Raw genomic sequence first — 18,566 nt, 5'->3', positions numbered from 1 at the left:
TTTGTACCAACGGACATATAATTGATTCATCTGCGGAAGTTCAATTCTAGTCAAAAAGAACCCCGCAGCGAAAACCGCGCGGGGTCAAGGCTACTAAGCCCTTCTCTCCCAAGGGCGACAAAAATTTATCCAACCGGTAAAAAAGTAAAGCCCCAGCATGGAGAACGCCGTGCCGGGGCTGCATACCGGTAGGGGTGTTGAATAGGTCAACCCGGCATGCAATCTCACAATATCAACTCTCTAAAATAAGAAAAGCCGGTGAGTGTTGTTGCAAGGCCGTCGGTAGCTGCGTGTTGCAAAATAGGGAACGTTTCGTCGCTGTCTTCGTTACATCTCTGCGAAGAAATTCAAACCAATCAAAGGAAGAATAGATGAGCAGCACCACGGACAAGATCAAGGGAAAAGCCAATCAGGTCGGCGGAGCCATCAAGGAAGAAGCTGGCAAGCTTACTGGCAACCGAAAGGTTGAAGCAGAAGGTGCAGCCCAAAAGTTGAAGGGCAAGGCTCAGGAAGCCAAGGGCGACGCGAAAGACGCCGTAAAGTCGGTTGTTGATAAAGCCTAAGTGATTTTGTCTTCTGAAAGCTCCTCATCCTGTCGGGTGGGGAGCTTTCTTTTGCGCCAAATGAAAAACCCCGCCGAAGCGGGGTGGGGCATCAAACTAAGTCAGAAACATCACGCGCCAAATACCAGACAGGCCCTCTTAGGCCTAATACGCCGTCTTGGCGCAACCTGCTCAATTGAGGGCTTAAACTGGTGCGGTCGTAATTTTTATCAAATCTCTCATTGATAGCGGCGAGAATGTCTAGCGCCACCATACCTTTTTGCGAATCAGACAAAACCTGAACAACGTAGTCTTTGATCGATCCGCGCCGAATTTTTACACCATTTCGGGTATAAGAGCCTGTGGATTGCGGGGATTTTTGGACTCGGTTAACTATATTTACGTCCGCCGATTTCGGTTGGGCCATCTCTTCTTGAAGCGCTAGGGTTACACTCGATAGTTCTGTTCCAACCGCCTTAAGTCGTTCGAATTTCAAGGAAATCTCTGCCTCAAGGAAGCGGCGCTCTTCCGTGAGGTAGCGTAATCTCTGCAAAAGGAATTCGCGATTTTCATTTGTCATGATGCCAGAACGATATCATTTTTTAAAAGAAAAGCAAGATTCGGCAACAAGCGTTATCGGAAGCTTGCGCGAAACTGGAGTTTTTGGTAAAAAGGGGTAATTGCAGTGCCTGGTAAAAGAAAAGGCCCGATGCTGGTAACATCGGGCCTTGGATTTGCCAGCGTCTTTCGGGTCCCTGATAGTGCAACCCCGAAAGCGATAGCGAATAGTCTTGCGTATAGCGCGTTCTATACACCTGTTCGCCTGAGACTGCAAGTGGCACGCTCGAGACTATGAGGTGCCCCATGGCGACACGTTCGTGTCATCATGTGTGTGCGTACACTCGCATCCGCTTCGGCAGGGTTGAGTTTGTATGCGCTCACTGGCGTTGCTGCAAATAGTTGCTGGCAATGCCTTTGCGTCTGCTTGATGGCGTAGCCTTTTAGCGGTGTCTGGCTGTCGGGAGAAATCCCGGCAGCTTTTTTTGTGTCGATGTAAGGGGCCGCTACCACATTTAGCGGCGGCAAAATGCCATTAATGGGGGAGAGGCAGATTTATCTTCATCACTGAATTATGCACGTGCCGGGCCAGTCGCGGCATGATCGGTTAGCACAGCCGAGAAGAATGGTTGTTGTGATCAAAACGCAGACGATAGTTGAAAGGGATTTCACGTCAGTTGCGCCTCAATCACCCCGCGCGCCATTTCGTAGACAGCATTCATCACTGGATCATGGTTACTGACGTAAAGCATCTCCAGTGCGTTTTGGTACATCAGTCGCTCTTCGGCTTCCGAAAGTATCCCCTTTTCACGCAAGAGCAGAATTAGCGCTGCAAAGCATGCCGACGACGACAGGCAACTGCCCGCGAGAGCGTTGAGCTTTTCTTGTTCTCCCATGCCCCCTCACGATCCATTCAACTGTTATTCATTATTAGCTTCGAGCCAAGCCTTTAGGATGTTCAGCGACTTTGCACCTAAGCCCTTAATGGCTTTCGGTCCGTGTTCGGCAAAGTCTTCGATACCGGGATCCCAGTCGCGTTGCGGCCAATAAGTATCATGTGTTGCTCGCCACAACACGTTTCGCAGCCGCGTATAGGATGCCGCGTCATGGCAGAAATCACGTAATTCTTTTCCCTTGTCCATCATCCGCAACCATACCGTGAGTCTCTGCGCTGTCTATGGCTAATCGTTACGACGGCTGTGCTCTTAGTTGGCGACTTAAAATACAAATGTTTTTGTTTTGTTCTTTTTCAGCTACGCTCGTGTCAGATGAGTCGGGGGGCATTTCAGAGGAGAAACTGAAATGCAGGCACAGAATAAGAAAGCCGATGTTCTTCCCCGGTGGATGACCAAGGCTAAACTTCAAATTATTCAGCAGATGACACCGGAAGATGCGTTTGAAGAGATGTGCCGTCTTCGCAGAGAACACTTAGAGCGTAGGCGCATTTACAAGATCGAGCATCATGAGGCGATTGTAGCTTCTCGTAAACGTTACCAAGAAAAGCACAGGCAAGCTCTTCAAAAAAGTTACAAGGCCAATTGGCTAAAGCTCAAGAGCGATCCAGAACGGCACGAGGCATATTTGGCAAAACGTCGCGGCGTACCGCGTACTGTGGGTCCCAATAAACGAAATCCAGAATCTTTACGAGAAAGGGACCGCCGAAAACGCCAGCGGATTAAGATGCAAAACTTGGCACAGCGAGATCCTATCGCCACACGGAAGTTGATTTGTTCGCATGTCCCACGATACCTAACTGCTGCCGCTCGGAATGACGTGATCAACTCGGTTTTGCTGCTTGCCCTTGACCGTAAGGTTCCAAATGATGATTTGGCCGCATGGGTGAAAAAGGTAGTTATTGAGCACAATCGCCAGTTCGATCATTACAAGACCGTTTCGATAGACGCACCCATAGCGGGGACTGACGGCCTTACACGCGGTGATATGTTATCTACCGACACCCCACACTTTTAAGCTCATTATATTCAAAGTGCTCGCTATGGCCTCCCAGACATTAAGCTGCCGATGGATCGACAGCTTGTTCTGCAACGAAGCGCTTTGCGGCTCTTCGAGCCATTTGGCGCACTTCGTTTTCTCTTATGAAGACCTTATCCAGATAAGTCCTTGGGTCCCATGCGTCGTAATCTGGAAACGGCAGGTCGAAAGTCTTTCTAAGATCAGTAGCTATGTCGAGGGCAAGTGTGCCTATCTTGGCATACTGAAATTGCCTTTCACGAAAGCCTTGGTCGTAGTTGGGCGGTGAGTCAATCTCAAAAACCGAAGAAATTACCCTCTCTGAGTACTCGATCTGGTTTTGGAGTGATAAAATACGATACATCAGATCGTGCGGAATGCTTTTCCAGTCCACATCGTCTGGCAGTAGCAGATCAGGCGATTGAACCGAACAAACATATTCCCCTTCTTGCTGCCAGTCTGGCTCGCCGTTATCGGCAGTGACGTTTAGGCATTTTTCAACGAATGGATCGAGTTCGCAAACTACTCTTGCAGCCAGATATTGGCCGTGCTTTCGCCTTTCATCTTCCTTGTCAGTTCGGCTCGCGCGATTGCTAAAATAAGTAACGCCAAGTGTGCCGAGGGTCGAAAGCAACGCAGTCAACCCAATGCCCAAAAGGCTCAAATCACCATCCGCCATTAACCCCTCCAGTGAAATGAACGTTTAGAGGGTGAATTTACAGTGCTGGCGCGGCGCTGTCGAGTTTGTGAGTATGCGGTGAGTAGCAATTTTGTGGGCTGGACCATCAAGAGCTAAGCACTTGATTTTACTGGTGCCGCTTGCGTGACTCGAACACGCGACCCCATCATTACGAATGATGTGCTCTACCAACTGAGCTAAAGCGGCCCGGGAACCTTCGTTCCAACTCCTGAAGGAGATTCCATTCGTTTCCGTCTGGACGGTGCGCTGATAACCAAAAGCAGAACGGAAAGCAAGGCAGAAATCGAACAAAGCGTCAGATTGTTCCACGCCTTGTGAAAACAAGGCCTTCCATTGGAGAGGCCCTGTTCGCAACTCGACGGCACTATGCCTTATGCGCCTGCGCAGATCCGGTTTCGCGCTTCCTTATATTCCCGCTCCAGGCGGTCGATCAGCGCCGCCGCGGGAGCGACCTCATGAATTGCGCCGATGCCCTGTCCGCAGCCCCAGATATCCTTCCAGGCCTTCGCACCTTCCTTGTGGGCCTGATCAAAATCCATCTTCGACGGATCGGCCTCGGGCAAATTGTCCGGGTCGAGGCCAGACTGGGCGATGGAAGGCTTGAGATAATTGCCGGCGATGCCGGTAAAGTAATTCGAATAGACGATGTCAGCTGCCGTCGAATCGACAATCATCTGCTTGTAAGCATCGACTGCGCGCGCTTCTGTCGTCGCGATGAATGGAGAACCGATATAGGCGAGGTCCGCGCCCATGGCCTGTGCCGCGAGAATAGAGCGGCCATTGGCGATGGCGCCCGAAAGAAGCAGCGGCCCGTCGAACCAAGCCCGGATTTCCTGCACCAGTGCAAAGGGGGATAGAGGCCCCGCATGGCCGCCCGCACCGGCGGCAACGGCGATCAGGCCGTCCGCGCCTTTGCGAATGGCGGAGTTGGCGTGGCGGTTGTTGATGACATCATGCAGCACGATGCCGCCATAGGAATGGATTGCAGCATTCACCTCTGGCACTGCGCCAAGCGAAGAAATGACAATCGGCACTTTGTATTTCACGCAGAGGCCGAGATCGTGCTCCAGCCGCTTGTTGGAACGGTGGACAATCTGATTGACCGCAAATGGTGCTGCCGGACGGTCCGGATTGGCCTTGTCGTGAGCGGCGAGGCCTTCGGTGATTTCAGCCAGCCACTCATCCAGCTGCGCTTCCGGGCGCGCATTGAGGGCAGGGAAGGAACCTACAACGCCAGCCTTACACTGCGCCATCACAAGTGCCGGATGTGAAATGATGAATAGGGGCGCGCCGACAACAGGAATGCGCAATCTGTTCTTCAAACTATCCGGCAAGGCCATATCATTCTCCTCAAAAATTGACGTTTCCGTAAACGTAATATCTGTATCACGCCTGCATAGAACGGCAATACGAAAGATTAAGAGAGATTCGTCCTGCGAACCAAGTGAAAGCGTCGGCCAGGCCAAAGCGAAATGTCCGAGGCGTGGGGGCTTCATCGGTGCGCTTGTGGATGATTCTGCTGAAACCACCATGGTTTTGCGGTGTGATCCCGCTGGGAAGTTACTGATGCTGAGGGCTAGGCAGGCGAATGACGAGTTCAGAATGCTGTCACTAAGGCGATGGCACCGACCGATTATTTGTTCTTTTATCCAGTCTTGATCCGTATGTTGGTGGAGATTTCTGCATCAGATTCAATCTGCTAGGGTAAGGTCATGAAATGAAAGGTTCGGGGAAAAGAGCATTGAAAGTCGATATTTGACGGCGAGACGGGTCTTATCAGGTAGCCAAATCGGTTATTGAACGGCTAAATGCCTTGATTCAGACGCTAAATTCGCTGAGGCTTGTGAAAAGCCGCTTTCCGAATATCGGTTTTGATCTTTTGGAATGCGCATAAGGCGGGAAACGTGAACACGGGGACGAGCGGCCTTTGGATAGTATAGAACGCGCCATCAGAAACGCATTTGCCAAAGCAGATGCCTATAACCCGGCGACCCGTCAGCGCATCTACGAATCCGCATGGGGCGCCCATGAACGTGCGCTCGCTGCCAATACCGCACTGACCGATGCTCAAAAAGAACAACGTCGCCAGAAGCTGAAAGATGCCATCTCCGACATCGAGCAGGAATTCTCTGCGCCGCGCCAGAACGAAGACAAGGCAGAGCCATCGTTGGATGCGCCGCATCGCGATGATCCTGTCCTCGGTGGCGCTGCGGCTGCGAGCAACACTCCGGCTCTCGATACTGGCGATATTCGGTCCCGTTCGGCCAAGAAAAAAGGTGGCAGTGCCGATCTTGGCTATGAAGGCGGGGTATCGCGTAAGGAAAAGCGCGGGAAGAAGAAGCGCCATTCGCCCTTCTATAGCTATGGCATACCGGCACTGGTGTTGTTTGTCGCCGTCATGATCGGTTATTCGCTCTATAGCAGTTTCATCGATCTGAGCCGTGGCCCGTCCAGCAGCCCGTTGCATAGCGACGGAGGCGGAGCGCCGCTAAAGGATGGCGAAGAGCCGGGCGGTGCCAAGTGGATTACCATTTTCCAGCCGTCTGAAGCGACACGCATGTCGGTGCAGGGTAGCGCCACAGCGGAAATCTTGCGCGACGGTCCGAGCAGCTTTGCCCGCGTGAAATCCGCGGGTGAAGGCGATACCGTCAAGTTCGACGTTGGCGAAGGCATTCTCGACCAGCTTGCTGGCAAGACCGCCACGTTCGATATTATCGCCAAGGCTGATGGCGGCAAGATAACGCAAATGTCCGTCAGCTGCGATTTCGCAGGCTTCGGCGATTGTGGACGCCGACGTTATGATGTGGGTGAATCGCGCAACGATTTTCTGTTCGATCTCGATTTTGCAGGTGGCAAAAAGGCCGGTCGCACGGGTGTCATCACGATTAATTCCGACCTGAGCGGATCGGGTAAGCCGGTTGACATCTACGAAATCCGCGTGTCGGCAAACGCGCAATAATTACGGAGAAACAACGAGCTGGCAGCTTTTCTTCCCTTCTATTTGAGGAAAGTCAGCTCAGCAGTTTTTCCAGCGTTTCAAGCCGGTCCGCTTCGCGGGGCGGCTTGTCCCATCGCAGGCGCGAGAAGCGCGGAAAGCGCATCGCGACACCGGATTTATGGCGCGTTGACCGGTTTAATCCTTCGAAGGCCACTTCCACGACGAGCCCGTGATCGGGTTCTGCACGGACTGAACGCACGGGGCCGAAACGCTCGATGGTGTTTTCGCGAACAAATTTATCCAGCAGTTTCAGCTCTTCATCAGTGAAGCCAAAATAGGCCTTGCCGACAGGCACCAGAGCCGGTTCGTCCTCGGGTCCCGTCCAGACTGCGAATGTGAAGTCGGAATAATAGCTCGACCGCTTGCCGTGGCCACGTTGCGCATAGACGACCACTGCATCAACGGTGAAGGGATCACGCTTCCACTTGAACCATGGCCCCTTGGGGCGTCCGGGAAGATAGGTGCTATCATGCCGCTTCAGCATCACGCCTTCGATGACCGGGTGCGGAGGGTTGACGCGCAAGGCGGCCAGTTCGCTGAAATCGGCAAAAGGCAGCACGGGCGATAGATCGAACCTGCGTGGGTTGAGTTGGCTGACGAAGGCCTCAAGCCGCCTGCGACGCTCGGCAAAGGGCAGGGCGCGCAGATCCTCACCGGATTGCTGGTTGCCCTCTTGCAGAAGATCATAGGCGCGGATGAAAGCCGGATAGTCGCGCAACTGTTTGGCGCTGACGGTCTTGCGGTTCAATCGCTGTTGCAGATCCGAGAAGGTGGTGGTTTCGATGCCGGTTTCACCGTGATGGCCGACGAGCAGTTCGCCGTCGATGGCGCCTTCAAAGTCCATCGCCTCAAGGACATCTGGAAAAGCGCCGGAAATGTCATCGCCGGTGCGCGAGTAGAGCTTGCGTGTTCCGTTTTCCGAGACGGCTTGCACGCGGATACCGTCCCATTTCCACTCCGCGCTGAACGCGGTGGGGTCGAGCGCAGGAATATCCGCTTCATCCAGTGCTGTGGCCAGCATAACGGGACGGAAAGGTGCATCGGCTGTCGCGGCAGGTTTAGGAGCAAGGCCTTCCAGCCAGGCGAAGAGAGCCGTATAGGGCGGCGACTGGCCGTGCCAGAGTTCTTCGATTTCTGTCACATCCACGCCGCCGAAATCGGCGAGCGCCTGTTTGGCAAGGCGTGCTGAAACGCCGATGCGCAAGCCGCCGGTTACGAGTTTCAAAAGCGCATAGCGTTCCGATATGCCGAGAAGATCTAGCCAGCCTGATACCAGCATCGGACCTTCGCGGCGCGAGGCATGTTGCAATTCATGCACCACCACGCCGAGTGAAAGATTGGTGCCCGGCGAGGTTTCGCTGGGGCCGGGCCAGATCAGCGAAATGGTTTCAGCCAGATCGCCGACATAATCATAGGAATAGGCGAAAAGCGTCGGGTCCGTCCGCTCGGCAATCAGGGCGCGCAGCATGGCGGGTTTTACGCTTTGCAGTTCCAGATCGCGCGTGATGGCGGCGAGCGCCAGTCCACGGTCGGGGTCTGGCGTCGTTTGGAAATAATCGGCAAGCAGGCGCAGCTTGCCGTTACGCTGCGGTGTGAGAACCAGACGGTCGAGAAGTTCGGCGAAGGCACGCATCAATCGCCCTCGTCTTCATAGCCGATAAGATGCAGTGGCTTTGCCGGGATGTTCTGCAATTCGCACCAGCGAACCAGAGCCTCCTCCCGCCCATGCGTCACCCAGACCTCCGCCGGTGCGATTTCCGCTATTGTTTCCGTCAGCTCGTCCCAGTCGCAATGGTCGGAAATGATCAGCGGCAGTTCGATGCCCTGTTGCTTGGCAAGCTGGCGGATACGCATCCAGCCTGAGGCAAAGGCCGGAACAGGGTCGGGAAAACGCCGCGCCCAGCGATCGGAAAAGGCAGTTGGCGGGCCGACAATGATTTTGCCTGCAAAATCAGGCTGTTTCTCGCCGCGCTCCAATGTTGCGGGTTCAAGCGGACCAAGGTCGATACCGCGCATCTGGTAATAGTCGCACAATGTTTCCAAAGCGCCGTGAATGTAGATCGGATCGCTATAGCCAGCATTGCGAATGAGCTTGATCACGCGCTGCGCCTTGCCGAGCGAGTAAGCGCCGACGAGATGCGCGCGCTCCGGAAAAAGTGAGAGTGATTTCAAGAGCTTTGCGATTTCATGCGATGCATCGGGGTGGCGAAATACCGGCAGTGCAAATGTCGCTTCGGTGATGAAGACATCGCATTTGATCGGCTCGAATGGCGTGCAGGTCGGGTCTGCAGCGCGTTTGTAGTCGCCCGATGCAACAATGCGGGTTGCATCTTTTTCAACGGCTATCTGTGCCGAGCCGAGCACATGGCCAGCGCCGTGGAAACTGACGCGAACGCCGTTGATCGTCAGCGTTTCACCCAAAGCCATCGGTTGCACGGTTTCGGCAAAGCCCTCGCCATAGCGAAGCCGCATAATGTCGAGCGTTTCCTGCGTGGCCAGAACATGGGTGTGCCCTGCACGGGCATGATCGGAGTGGCCATGGGTGATCAGCGCGCGCTCCACCGGACGCACCGGATCGATATAAAAATCGCCGGGTGGGCAATAAAGACCTTTCGGAGAAGAACATAAGAGCTGATTGAAGCGCATAAAGCCAAGATAGGTCAGCAGCTTCGTGCTGAAAAGAGAAGCGCGGCGTCATTGCTGACAAAATGAGAACAAAAGTGAACAAACATCTTGGCGTGGTGCTGCGCGGCTATTAGATTGGGTGCGTGACACTGAATTTGAAACCCGCCGCTGCATCTGCCACTTTTGCCTTACCGGACCGTTTTGTCGAATGGTTCGGTTCCAAGGGCTGGTCGCCGCGTGCCCATCAGCTTGAGCTGCTGGCGCGTGCCGAAGACGGGCAATCGACCTTGCTGATTGCGCCGACCGGCGCGGGCAAGACGCTGGCCGGATTTTTACCAGCGCTGGTTGATCTGGAACGAAATGGCCGTAAAAAGCCAGGCATGGCAAAGCGCGGCGTCCATACGTTGTATATCTCGCCTTTGAAGGCGTTAGCCGTCGATATCCATCGCAATCTCACCGTACCAGTGGAGGAAATGGGGCTTGATATCACCATCGAGACCCGCACCGGCGATACGCCCGCGCATAAGCGCCAGCGGCAGAAACTGGCGCCGCCCGATATTCTGCTGACGACACCCGAACAACTTGCCCTGCTGATTGCGTCCAAAGGGGCGGATCAGTTCTTCAAGGGGTTGCGCTATGTGGTGCTGGATGAGTTGCATTCGCTGGTGATTTCCAAGCGCGGCCATTTGCTGGCGCTGGGGCTGGCGCGGTTGCGCCGCCTGCAACCGCAATTGCAGACTATCGGCCTTTCGGCGACTGTGGCAGAACCGGACGAGTTGCGCCGCTGGCTGGTGGAGCAAGACGGTACCGGTCCCAAAGCCGGACTGGTGACAGTGGACGGTGGCGCGAAACCGGAAATATCTATTCTCGATTCCGAGGAGCGGGTGCCTTGGGCCGGACATTCCGCGCGCTATGCGATTGCCGATGTTTATGAGGCGGTCCGGGCGCATCGGACCACGCTGCTTTTCGTCAATACGCGCAGCCAGGCGGAAATGCTGTTTCAGGAGCTGTGGCGCATCAATGATGATACGCTGCCGATAGCGTTGCATCATGGCTCGCTCGATGCCAGCCAGCGCCGCAAGGTTGAGCAGGCCATGGCCGCCAATACGTTGCGAGCTGTTGTTGCCACCTCCACGCTCGATCTGGGTATCGACTGGGGCGATGTCGATCTGGTTATCCATGTCGGTGCGCCCAAGGGGGCGAGCCGTCTGGCGCAGCGTATTGGTCGCGCCAATCACCGTATGGACGAACCGAGCCGCGCAATTCTGGTGCCCGCTAACCGTTTCGAGGTGATGGAGTGTCGCGCTGCACTCGACGCCAATTATCTGGGCGCGCAGGATACGCCGCCGCTGATCGACGGCGCGCTTGATGTGCTGGCGCAGCACGTACTGGGCATGGCGTGCGCCGAGCCGTTCAATGCCGATCAGCTTTTTGCCGAAGTGCGCAGTGCTGCACCCTACATGAACCTTTCGCGCCAAAGCTTTGATCGCATTCTGGATTTTGTCGCAACGGGTGGTTATGCGCTCAAGACCTATGAGCGCTTTGCCAAAATCCGCAAGACGGTGGATGGCACGTGGCGGGTGTCCAATCCGCGGATCGCACAGCAATATCGCCTGAATATCGGAACGATTGTCGAAGCGCCGGAGTTGAACGTCCGGCTCACGCGCGGCGGTAAAAAGGCCAGTGCCTATGGTGGCCGGGTTCTGGGCCGGATCGAAGAATATTTTCTGGAGACGATGACACCGGGCGATACTTTCCTTTTTGCCGGAAAGGTGTTGCGCTTCGAAGGCATTCGCGAAAACGAATGCATTACGACCAACGCCGCCGGACAGGACGCGAAGATACCGGTCTATGCGGGCGGCAAGTTCCCGCTTTCGACCTATCTCGCTTCGCAGGTGCGCGCCATGCTGGCTGACCGCACACGCTGGCAGTTTTTGCCCGAGCAGGTGCGTGAATGGCTGGAAGTACAGGAATTCAAATCCGTGCTGCCGCGCACGGATGAATTGCTGATCGAGACTTTTCCGCGTGGCGGACGGTTCTACATGGTGGCCTATCCGTTTGAGGGCAGGCTTGCCCATCAGACGCTTGGCATGTTGCTGACGCGCCGTCTGGAGCGTATGGGCGCACATCCGCTGGGCTTCGTCGCTACCGATTATTCGCTGGGTCTGTGGGGGCTCAAGGATATGGGCGCGATGATCCGCTCCGGCTCGCTCAATCTCACACGCCTGTTCGATGAGGACATGCTGGGCGACGATCTCGAAGCATGGCTCGATGAAAGCTATCTTTTAAAGCGTACTTTTCGCAATTGCGCCGTCATTTCCGGCTTGATCGAGCGGCGTCATCCGGGATTGGAAAAGACCGGGCGGCAGGTGACCGTCTCCACCGATCTGATCTATGACGTCCTGCGCGGTCATGAACCGGACCATATCTTGTTGCAGGCGACACGGGCGGATGCAGCGACAGGACTTCTCGATATCAAGCGCCTCGGCGACATGCTCGCGCGTGTGAAAGGACATCTCTTGCACAAGCCGCTTGATCGTATTTCGCCGCTGGCCCTGCCGGTAATGCTGGAAATCGGACGCGAGCGTGTGGCGGGCGAGGGTGATGAAATGCTGCTCGAAGAAACGGCCGACGATCTCATCCGCGAGGCAATGGAATGAGGGCGGGGGAATGAGGATCGGGAAATGAGAACCGCTGTCTGGAGCAATGGCGAGGCTTATAGTCTGGCGCATATGGAAGTGCGCGGGATTGCTGCCGTTTGCGACCCTTCAGGCGCGCTTTTCCTGCCGGATATGAACATGCTGGTCGTGTCCGATCTGCATCTTGAAAAGGGCTCGTCCTTTGCGCGACGCGGGCAACTCATCCCGCCTTACGACACGGCGGCTACGCTCGACATGCTGGCTGTGGCAGTTGCCCGTTACCAGCCGCAAACGATCATCAGCCTCGGCGACAGTTTTCATGATCCCAAAGCCAGCGAACGTCTGCCGTCGCTTTATGCCATTCGGCTGAAATCGCTGATGGAACACCGCGACTGGTTCTGGATCACCGGCAATCACGATCCTGAACGTCCGGTCGATCTGCCGGGCGATTGTGTGGAAGAGTTGGCGATCGGACCGCTGGTGTTTCGGCACGAACCTTCGCGCAAGCTTGGGCAGGGTGAGATCGCGGGGCACTTGCACCCGGCTGCACGCATCGTGCGGCGCGGGCGCTCGGTGCGTCGCCCTTGTTTTGTTAGCGATGGCGAAAGGCTGATCATGCCCGCCTTTGGCGCCTATACCGGCGCGCTTAATGTTCTGGACCGCGCCTTTCGCGGCCTTTTCGTGGATGAAACAATACGCGCTTATATGTTGGGGCAGGGCAAGGTCTATCCGATTGCTCGTGGTGCGCTGCACGGCGGGTGAGCTTTTGTAAGTACGCATTATCCGACGCATCGAAGCGGGATCAGAAATCAGTCCAGTGAACTGATTTCCCCGCGTAGGCGCTTCGCACTTTCGCTGGAAATGCTCTAGTCTTTCCGGAACAGGATACGTCCGAACCAGCCTGTGAAGACCGCAAGGAAAACCGCGAACAAACCATAGAGCAGGCTATATTGGTGGGCGGCGTTATAGACGCTTTGTTCCAGACCGGCCTTGACGATTTCGAGGCTGGCATTGGCTTCGCGCAGAAAGACGCCATTACGAAACAGGAGTGCGCGCGCCTTGTGTCGCCCCACCGGAACATTGGCGGGCAGGTTCAACGTTGCGCGAAACAGGGTGCGAGACACGAATTCCACGCCGCCGATGCGCTGGCTGTAAAGACCTTGCCGGATCTTCATTTCGCGAAGCTCGGTGCCGAATTTTGGGATATTGCCTGAAAGGCTAGAAGGGTCTTCCGGGTTCAGATAGAAATTGCGAACGCCGACTGAAAGCTGGCGGTAGATTTTTTCATCCGCAATATCCTGCAGATTGCGCGTCGAGGCGAGCGAATAAGACAGCGGAACGCCGAGAAAGGTTTCGGAGCTGGCATTGATCCAGACGCCCAGATAACGCTCCTTCTTGCGCACCACCAGATTGCGCTCCGGTCCCTGCAAGACCACCACGATATCGTAGCGTCCCTGCCGCTGGATCATCGGATCGGCATTGTCCAGCGCGCCGAAAATCGTCAGGTCTGTGCCACCGAAATTGGAGGTAATGGCGATGGTTTCGGTCGAAAGGCCAATATCGATGGTTTCTTCCGCAGGGGTCTGCAATTGCGGCACCGTGTTGCCGTCACCGCTGGCGTTGACCTGCGCAAAAGCTGCGCTCGCGATCAGCGATAGCGCGATTGCCGAAGTGAGAGCCGCGGCCCGCATCTCAAAAATCCGCTATCGTTATCGAGAAAAGGTTGTCCGGCCGCACGAACAGGCCAAAGGCGAGGCGTAGCGCGACGGCCAGAACCAGCAGCGCCAGCAAAAGCCGCAACTGCTCGCCGCGCAGCTTCTGTCCGGCGCGCGCGCCATATTGCGCACCAATCACGCCACCGACCATCAGCAGGAAGGCCAGCACGATATCGATCGACTGGTTCGTCGTCGCCTGCATGACAGTGGTGAAGGCGGTGACGAATGTGATCTGAAAGAGTGAGGTACCCACGACCACATTGGTCGGCACATGCAGCAGATAGATCAGCGCTGGCACCATGATGAAGCCGCCGCCGACGCCCATCACCGACGACAACAGGCCGATAAAGAATCCGATGCCGAGAACCGGAATGATGCTGACATAGATGGTTGAAGCGCGGAACCGCATCTTGAATGGCAGCTTGTGGATCCATGTGTGCTGGCCGGGGCGGCGCACCGCGCCGCCTTTCTTGACCCGCCGCAAAGCGCGCAGGCTTTCCACCAGCATCAGCCCGCCGACGCTGCCGAGGAAAAACACATAGAGGATCGAAACGATCAGATCGAGCTGACCCAGTTCGCGCAGCCACGAGAAGACGAAAATACCAAGCAGCGAGCCGACGATACCGCCCGCCACGAGAAACAGGCCGAGCTTGATATCCAGCGTTCGCCGTTTGAAGTGGACGAGCGCACCGGAAACGGATGAAGCGATAACCTGATTGGCGCCAGTCGCAACGGCGATGGCCGGTGGAATATTGTAGAAGATCAAGAGTGGCGTGATCAGAAAGCCGCCGCCAACACCAAACAATCCGGAAAGAAAGCCAACCGCAGCGCCCATGCTGAGCAGAACCAGCATGTTGACCGATAATTCTGCAATGGGAAGATAAATACCCAATTCCGAACCCGGCTCTGACGGACGCATACGCTCTACGGCCCGCTGCGGTCGCGCAATTCCGCGAGGCCTGTTCGCCTACCGTCTTGCGCTGCCAGGACCGTTAAGTCAAACGCCGATTGTCATTACGGTTACCTTGCGCCGGACGTGTTACTTTCCTGCAATGGTATGCCGCGTTTAGCGGCATTTTCTGAACTCTGTGCGACAGATCTTACGTGTTCTTCTGCAACAGCAGCTGAACCAGCTTCTGATCGACATTACCGGTCGGCTGCAGACCATTGGCCTTCTGGAACGAGGCAATCGCCGTGCGGGTCTTGCCGCCCATCACGCCGTCGGCGGTGCCGACATCATAGCCGTTCTTCTGAAGGATGAGCTGGATGTTGCGAACCGCCTTTTTCATATCGACCGAACCGGTGGTGGTTGGCTTGGCTTCCGTCCATGCATCCGGCACGTCAATCGAATTGGTGGCTTCGTTCAGCGGCTTCGGCTTCCAGGACTGGACAGCGGCCTTGGCCTGCTCCAGTTGTTCCGGCTTTAGCGCTTCGGCAATCTGGTCGCGCTTTTGGGCTGCGTCCTTGTCGCCAGCATTGGCGGCAAGCGCAAACCACTTGTAGCTCTCTTCCAGATTGACCGGAATGCCGAGACCCTTGGCGGCGAGGATGCCGAGATTGAACTGGCTGTCCTTCACGCCGAGGTCTGCTGCTTCGGTAAACCAGCGAGCGGCGGACGCGTTGTCCGGTGCGCCATTTGCGCCGGTTGCAAACAGCACGGCGAGATTGTGCATCGCGCTTGCATTGCCCTGCTGTGCGGAGAGCTGGTACCAGGTCTTGGCCTTGTCCAGATCGCGGGGCATGCCGAGGCCTTTTTCATTGAAATTGCCAAGGCGATATTGTGCGGGGGCAAAGCCCTGACCGGCGGAAATGTCATACCACTGCGCGGCTTTGTTAAAGTCGGCGGTAACACCGCGACCTTCCATATAGCGGTTGCCGATTTCGAACAGGGCGCGTGCATCGCCCTTGGCGGCGGCTTCGCGCAGAGCTGCCGGGCCAGCTTCTTCCGGAATGGCTGGGATAGCGACCTGAGTCGGAGTCGAAGCGGCCTGTTCAGGAGCAGAGACTTCGACCGGCGTGGTCGGCGCGCTGGCGATCACCGTTTCAATGGTGGGTGACTGGTCCGATGCAGCAGGCGCTTCGGCCTTTTCCTGACGCGGCTCGGTAACTTGTGGTGTCTCGGTCTGGACCGGTGCTTCAGCCTGTACCGGAGCCTGCGGTGCTGCTGGCGTTTCGACGGCAGGTGTTTCCGGCTGAGGAGCCAGATCGACAGTCGCGTCGGTCGGTTCATCGCGGGTAAGGAACGCACTGCCGACTTGCAGACCTGCCATGGCGATCATGACAGCGCCAATTGCCATCAGGATCGGCTTGCGCTGACGCTGCATAATGTCGCCGACGGACTTTTTCTTCTTGCCTACGCCCTTTGCTGAACCCTTCTGGAGATGTTCGGATTCAGCGGCGGCAAGCTGTGCTGCGCGGCGAGCCGCGGTGATGAAATCAACCTTGCCGTTGGCTGCCAGAGCAGCATCGGCCGCATCTTCGCGCTGGCGGCGTTCTTCACGCACGCGCTTCATGATGGAGTTGAGGTCGGGCATGTGATCGCCGCCAAACCGGGCATCTGGTTCGTTCTCGACGATTGGCTCGACAGCGGCCATTTCGCTTTCGAAAGCCGGGGCATCGGTCTTGTCGAAGCTTTCGGCCTTGAGATCGTTGTCGGTATTGACATCGTTCTTCTCTGCGCGACGTCCGCGCATTGCCTTGGCAAGGCCACCGAACAGCGACGACTTTCCAGAGGTGTCGCCAGTCGGTGCGGTCACGACGGCGCTTTCGCCCTGAATGGTTGCGAAGGCGGCTTCGGCAGCAGCTGTCGCAGGCGAGCGAGGGGTGTTCAGGCGTGGCGCATTGGTTTCCGGAGCAGTAAAGCGGGGTGCCGCTTCCTCAACCAAAGCCATTGCCGGGCGTGTATCGTCTTCACGCTTGTCGAGACTGCGATTGGCGAAGCTGTCAGCGTTTACGTTCTGACTGCCCATGTCCTGTTCAAGCCGGGACAGGCGATCCACAATCTTGACTAGCGTGTCGTGCACGGCTTCAAAGGTCTTGCTGTTGCGCTCGTCCGTGTTGCGGGCCAGCATTTCCAGCGACTTCATATCATCGGCGAGCTGACGGGCAATGGCCGTGTCGCCCTGGCTGCCGTGCTGGAGAACTCGCGCGACAGCGCTTTCCGCAGCTTCGCGGGCCGCATCCAGTACCGTTTCGCGGTTCGTCGTGATAGAGCGCTCGATGGAGTCGAGGCGCGGCTTGATCTGGGCGAGTTCGGCAACCGGCTGGGCGAGATGGTGGGCGATATTGGCAATCTGGTCTTCCAGATTGCGGATCGCTTCGCTGTCAGCCAGATTTAGCATTTCATATTGCGGTGCTTGCAGCAATCCGAGCGAAATCTGCTGCGAAATATCGTCAAGACGTCCTTCGAGCGTATGGATGGCGTCGCTGTCGATGGAGCGGTTGCCATATTGCGCGTCCAGACGTTCCGTCAGTTCTGCAAAGCGGCGGTCAATGGTGTCGAGAACGGCAGGGTCGGGCTCATGGCTGCGGCGTTCGGCATTTTCCAGCTTCTGACCAATGGCTTCGAGGCGCGCCTCAACGCTGCGATAATCGGACTGGCTCAGATTTTCCGTAACCTTGGCAACCTGATTGGCCAGAAGGCTGATCTGATGCGCGAGCTGCTCGGCAATCCGGTCGGGCAGGGCCTGTCCGGTGGAGAGCACGTCTATGCGCTGCGAAAGATCGCTGAGCTTCTGGAACAAGACATCGGAGTTCTGGCGGGAAGCCGAACCGTCGATCTGGTCTGCAAGCTCGGCAAGACGCTTCTCGATGCGTTCCAGACGGCGCGCATCTTCCTGATCAGGGCGCTGTGCGCGGCTGGTTGCGATGATCGCACGGCTGATCTCATCCAGCCGGGTGTCAATCTGGTTCAGCATATCCTGTTCGAAAGGCGCGGCATTCTGCGGGTTCAGCGCATCTTCGATGGAATGAGTGAGGCGACCAATCCGCTCTTCAATCGCGCTGAAAGCGTGGGACTGCGGCAGGGTGCCGATGGCTTCGCGCATCTGCTCCAGACGCGAGCCGATGGCGTTCAAGGCCGGGTTGACGGCATCGTGGCGCTTTTCGAAAGCCTGCATCTGCTCGTCGAAGCGATCCCAGCGGTTGTCGAGACGACGCAGGGTTTCTTCACGGGCAAGCGTGTGAACGGTGCGGTTTAATTCGTCGAACTGACGGCGCAGAGCCTGTGCATTGGCTTCGCTGCTGCGTTCCGCAAGCAGTTGGACGCTTTCGCTAAGACGATCGAAATCGTCACTCATACGCTGCGAGAAACCTTCTTCGCTGGCAGCGCGCTGCATACGCGACATTTCGCGGCTGGCGTCGCTGATTTCGCTGCTTGATGCGAAACGCGGCTGTGCCTGTTCCTGCTGCTGGCGCTGGCTGTCACGGCGGCGGCGCAGATTATCGGCGATCTCTGCGAGACCGGCTGCTGTGTCGTCGGCATAGCGCGGGGCGGCGGGCTGGTGAGCGGCAAAAGAGGCAGCGTTCGGATGCGGTGCTTCGGGTGCGTCTTGTTCCAGCTCCATCAGGCGGCGCTCAAGACCGGCAAGGGTACGGTCGAGCTCCTGCATGGCTGCGGACGCGGGACGGCGCTCGCGATGCGCGTTCAAATCATCAATTCTGGAACGCGAACCGGAAGCTAGCTCTGGATTTGCCATGAGAAATTCACTTTTCCAAATGATAAGGGTCGCCGGACGCAAATTCAGGAACGCAGAACCGCAGAAACTTGCTGCACCTACATTTGTACAAACGTAGTAAACAAGTCGTTAATATGCGGGT

Annotated in this window: 15 protein-coding genes and 1 tRNA gene; 5 read left to right on the top strand and 11 right to left on the bottom strand. The window is 56.4% G+C overall.

All coding sequences use genetic code 11. The features are described 5' to 3' along the window. The first annotated feature begins 371 nt into the window (after window positions 1-371). Window positions 372-563: a CsbD family protein gene (locus FHW00_RS21350; RefSeq protein ID WP_078340301.1), complete on the top strand. Its 192-nt coding sequence runs from the start codon at window positions 372-374 to the stop codon at window positions 561-563. Between the two features lie 91 nt (window positions 564-654). On the opposite strand, the gene FHW00_RS21345 is transcribed toward FHW00_RS21350, so the two are convergent. From FHW00_RS21345 to FHW00_RS21335, 3 genes are all read right to left on the bottom strand, one after another. Further along, window positions 655-1,122, bottom strand: a complete 468-nt coding sequence (locus FHW00_RS21345; RefSeq protein WP_078340302.1) for a hypothetical protein — start codon at window positions 1,120-1,122, stop codon at window positions 655-657. Window positions 1,123-1,768: 646 nt separating this feature from the next. Further along, a complete protein-coding gene (locus FHW00_RS21340) occupies window positions 1,769-1,996 on the bottom strand; it encodes a hypothetical protein (RefSeq protein WP_078340303.1) in 228 nt (75 codons plus the stop codon). Window positions 1,997-2,020: 24 nt separating this feature from the next. Beyond that, window positions 2,021-2,245 carry a hypothetical protein gene (locus FHW00_RS21335; protein WP_078340304.1) on the bottom strand — a complete coding sequence of 75 codons (225 nt, stop codon included), beginning with the start codon at window positions 2,243-2,245 and terminating at the stop codon, window positions 2,021-2,023. A gap of 157 nt (window positions 2,246-2,402) precedes the next feature. Between FHW00_RS21335 and FHW00_RS21330 the strand changes: the two genes are divergently transcribed. Continuing rightward, window positions 2,403-3,071: a hypothetical protein gene (locus FHW00_RS21330; RefSeq protein ID WP_078340305.1), complete on the top strand. Its 669-nt coding sequence runs from the start codon at window positions 2,403-2,405 to the stop codon at window positions 3,069-3,071. Window positions 3,072-3,111: 40 nt separating this feature from the next. Here FHW00_RS21330 and FHW00_RS21325 read toward each other — a convergent pair whose 3' ends face one another. From FHW00_RS21325 to FHW00_RS21315, 3 genes are all read right to left on the bottom strand, one after another. Then, window positions 3,112-3,750, bottom strand: a complete 639-nt coding sequence (locus FHW00_RS21325) for a hypothetical protein (protein ID WP_078340306.1) — start codon at window positions 3,748-3,750, stop codon at window positions 3,112-3,114. A gap of 131 nt (window positions 3,751-3,881) precedes the next feature. Further along, window positions 3,882-3,957, bottom strand: a tRNA-Thr gene (locus FHW00_RS21320). A gap of 185 nt (window positions 3,958-4,142) precedes the next feature. Further along, window positions 4,143-5,111: an NAD(P)H-dependent flavin oxidoreductase gene (locus FHW00_RS21315; protein ID WP_078340307.1), complete on the bottom strand. Its 969-nt coding sequence runs from the start codon at window positions 5,109-5,111 to the stop codon at window positions 4,143-4,145. Between the two features lie 587 nt (window positions 5,112-5,698). On the opposite strand from FHW00_RS21315, the gene FHW00_RS21310 reads away from it, so the two are divergent. After that, window positions 5,699-6,730 carry a hypothetical protein gene (locus FHW00_RS21310; RefSeq protein ID WP_078340308.1) on the top strand — a complete coding sequence of 344 codons (1,032 nt, stop codon included), beginning with the start codon at window positions 5,699-5,701 and terminating at the stop codon, window positions 6,728-6,730. A gap of 52 nt (window positions 6,731-6,782) precedes the next feature. Here FHW00_RS21310 and FHW00_RS21305 read toward each other — a convergent pair whose 3' ends face one another. Both FHW00_RS21305 and FHW00_RS21300 read right to left on the bottom strand, forming a co-directional pair. Next, window positions 6,783-8,402 carry a cisplatin damage response ATP-dependent DNA ligase gene (locus tag FHW00_RS21305; protein ID WP_078340309.1) on the bottom strand — a complete coding sequence of 540 codons (1,620 nt, stop codon included), beginning with the start codon at window positions 8,400-8,402 and terminating at the stop codon, window positions 6,783-6,785. Further along, window positions 8,402-9,415 (bottom strand): ligase-associated DNA damage response exonuclease, encoded by a 1,014-nt coding sequence (locus FHW00_RS21300; protein WP_078340310.1) that lies wholly within the window; start codon window positions 9,413-9,415, stop codon window positions 8,402-8,404. Before FHW00_RS21300 ends, FHW00_RS21305 begins: the two co-directional genes overlap by 1 nt. A 122-nt stretch (window positions 9,416-9,537) precedes the next feature. On the opposite strand from FHW00_RS21300, the gene FHW00_RS21295 reads away from it, so the two are divergent. Both FHW00_RS21295 and pdeM read left to right on the top strand, forming a co-directional pair. Beyond that, a complete protein-coding gene (locus FHW00_RS21295) occupies window positions 9,538-12,054 on the top strand; it encodes a ligase-associated DNA damage response DEXH box helicase (RefSeq protein ID WP_078340311.1) in 2,517 nt (838 codons plus the stop codon). A gap of 24 nt (window positions 12,055-12,078) precedes the next feature. Next, window positions 12,079-12,795 (top strand): ligase-associated DNA damage response endonuclease PdeM, encoded by a 717-nt coding sequence (gene pdeM, locus FHW00_RS21290; RefSeq protein WP_078340312.1) that lies wholly within the window; start codon window positions 12,079-12,081, stop codon window positions 12,793-12,795. A gap of 104 nt (window positions 12,796-12,899) precedes the next feature. Here the strand turns inward: pdeM and FHW00_RS21285 are convergent, their stop codons facing one another. The 3 genes from FHW00_RS21285 to FHW00_RS21275 all read right to left on the bottom strand — a co-directional run bounded on the left by FHW00_RS21285 (window position 12,900) and on the right by FHW00_RS21275 (window position 18,445). Continuing rightward, window positions 12,900-13,724 (bottom strand): TIGR02186 family protein, encoded by an 825-nt coding sequence (locus FHW00_RS21285; RefSeq protein ID WP_078340313.1) that lies wholly within the window; start codon window positions 13,722-13,724, stop codon window positions 12,900-12,902. 1 nt (window position 13,725) lies between these two features. Continuing rightward, complete coding sequence (locus FHW00_RS21280) at window positions 13,726-14,601, bottom strand: sulfite exporter TauE/SafE family protein (RefSeq protein WP_280992874.1); 876 nt, start codon at window positions 14,599-14,601, stop codon at window positions 13,726-13,728. Window positions 14,602-14,848: 247 nt separating this feature from the next. Beyond that, a complete protein-coding gene (locus tag FHW00_RS21275; protein ID WP_078340314.1) occupies window positions 14,849-18,445 on the bottom strand; it encodes a peptidoglycan-binding protein in 3,597 nt (1,198 codons plus the stop codon). Window positions 18,446-18,566: the final 121 nt, after the last annotated feature.

Origin of the sequence: Ochrobactrum sp. P6BSIII (genome assembly GCF_014138065.1) — a bacterium.
In the GTDB taxonomy this organism is placed as follows: domain Bacteria; phylum Pseudomonadota; class Alphaproteobacteria; order Rhizobiales; family Rhizobiaceae; genus Brucella.
Note: the sequence above shows the minus strand (reverse complement) of the source record. Positions and strands in the feature narration are given on the sequence as shown.

Bases quoted from the DNA above. Each gene is read 5' to 3' on its own strand.
- FHW00_RS21350 (WP_078340301.1), top strand. From the start codon at position 372: ATGAGCAGCACCACGGACAAGATCAAGGGAAAAGCCAATCAGGTCGGC.
- FHW00_RS21345 (WP_078340302.1), bottom strand. From the start codon at position 1,122: ATGACAAATGAAAATCGCGAATTCCTTTTGCAGAGATTACGCTACCTC.
- FHW00_RS21340 (WP_078340303.1), bottom strand. From the start codon at position 1,996: ATGGGAGAACAAGAAAAGCTCAACGCTCTCGCGGGCAGTTGCCTGTCG.
- FHW00_RS21335 (WP_078340304.1), bottom strand. From the start codon at position 2,245: ATGATGGACAAGGGAAAAGAATTACGTGATTTCTGCCATGACGCGGCA.
- FHW00_RS21330 (WP_078340305.1), top strand. From the start codon at position 2,403: ATGCAGGCACAGAATAAGAAAGCCGATGTTCTTCCCCGGTGGATGACC.
- FHW00_RS21325 (WP_078340306.1), bottom strand. From the start codon at position 3,750: ATGGCGGATGGTGATTTGAGCCTTTTGGGCATTGGGTTGACTGCGTTG.
- FHW00_RS21315 (WP_078340307.1), bottom strand. From the start codon at position 5,111: ATGGCCTTGCCGGATAGTTTGAAGAACAGATTGCGCATTCCTGTTGTC.
- FHW00_RS21305 (WP_078340309.1), bottom strand. From the start codon at position 8,402: ATGCGTGCCTTCGCCGAACTTCTCGACCGTCTGGTTCTCACACCGCAG.
- FHW00_RS21300 (WP_078340310.1), bottom strand. From the start codon at position 9,415: ATGCGCTTCAATCAGCTCTTATGTTCTTCTCCGAAAGGTCTTTATTGC.
- pdeM (WP_078340312.1), top strand. From the start codon at position 12,079: ATGAGAACCGCTGTCTGGAGCAATGGCGAGGCTTATAGTCTGGCGCAT.
- FHW00_RS21285 (WP_078340313.1), bottom strand. From the start codon at position 13,724: ATGCGGGCCGCGGCTCTCACTTCGGCAATCGCGCTATCGCTGATCGCG.
- FHW00_RS21280 (WP_280992874.1), bottom strand. From the start codon at position 14,601: ATGCTGGTTCTGCTCAGCATGGGCGCTGCGGTTGGCTTTCTTTCCGGA.
- FHW00_RS21275 (WP_078340314.1), bottom strand. From the start codon at position 18,445: ATGGCAAATCCAGAGCTAGCTTCCGGTTCGCGTTCCAGAATTGATGAT.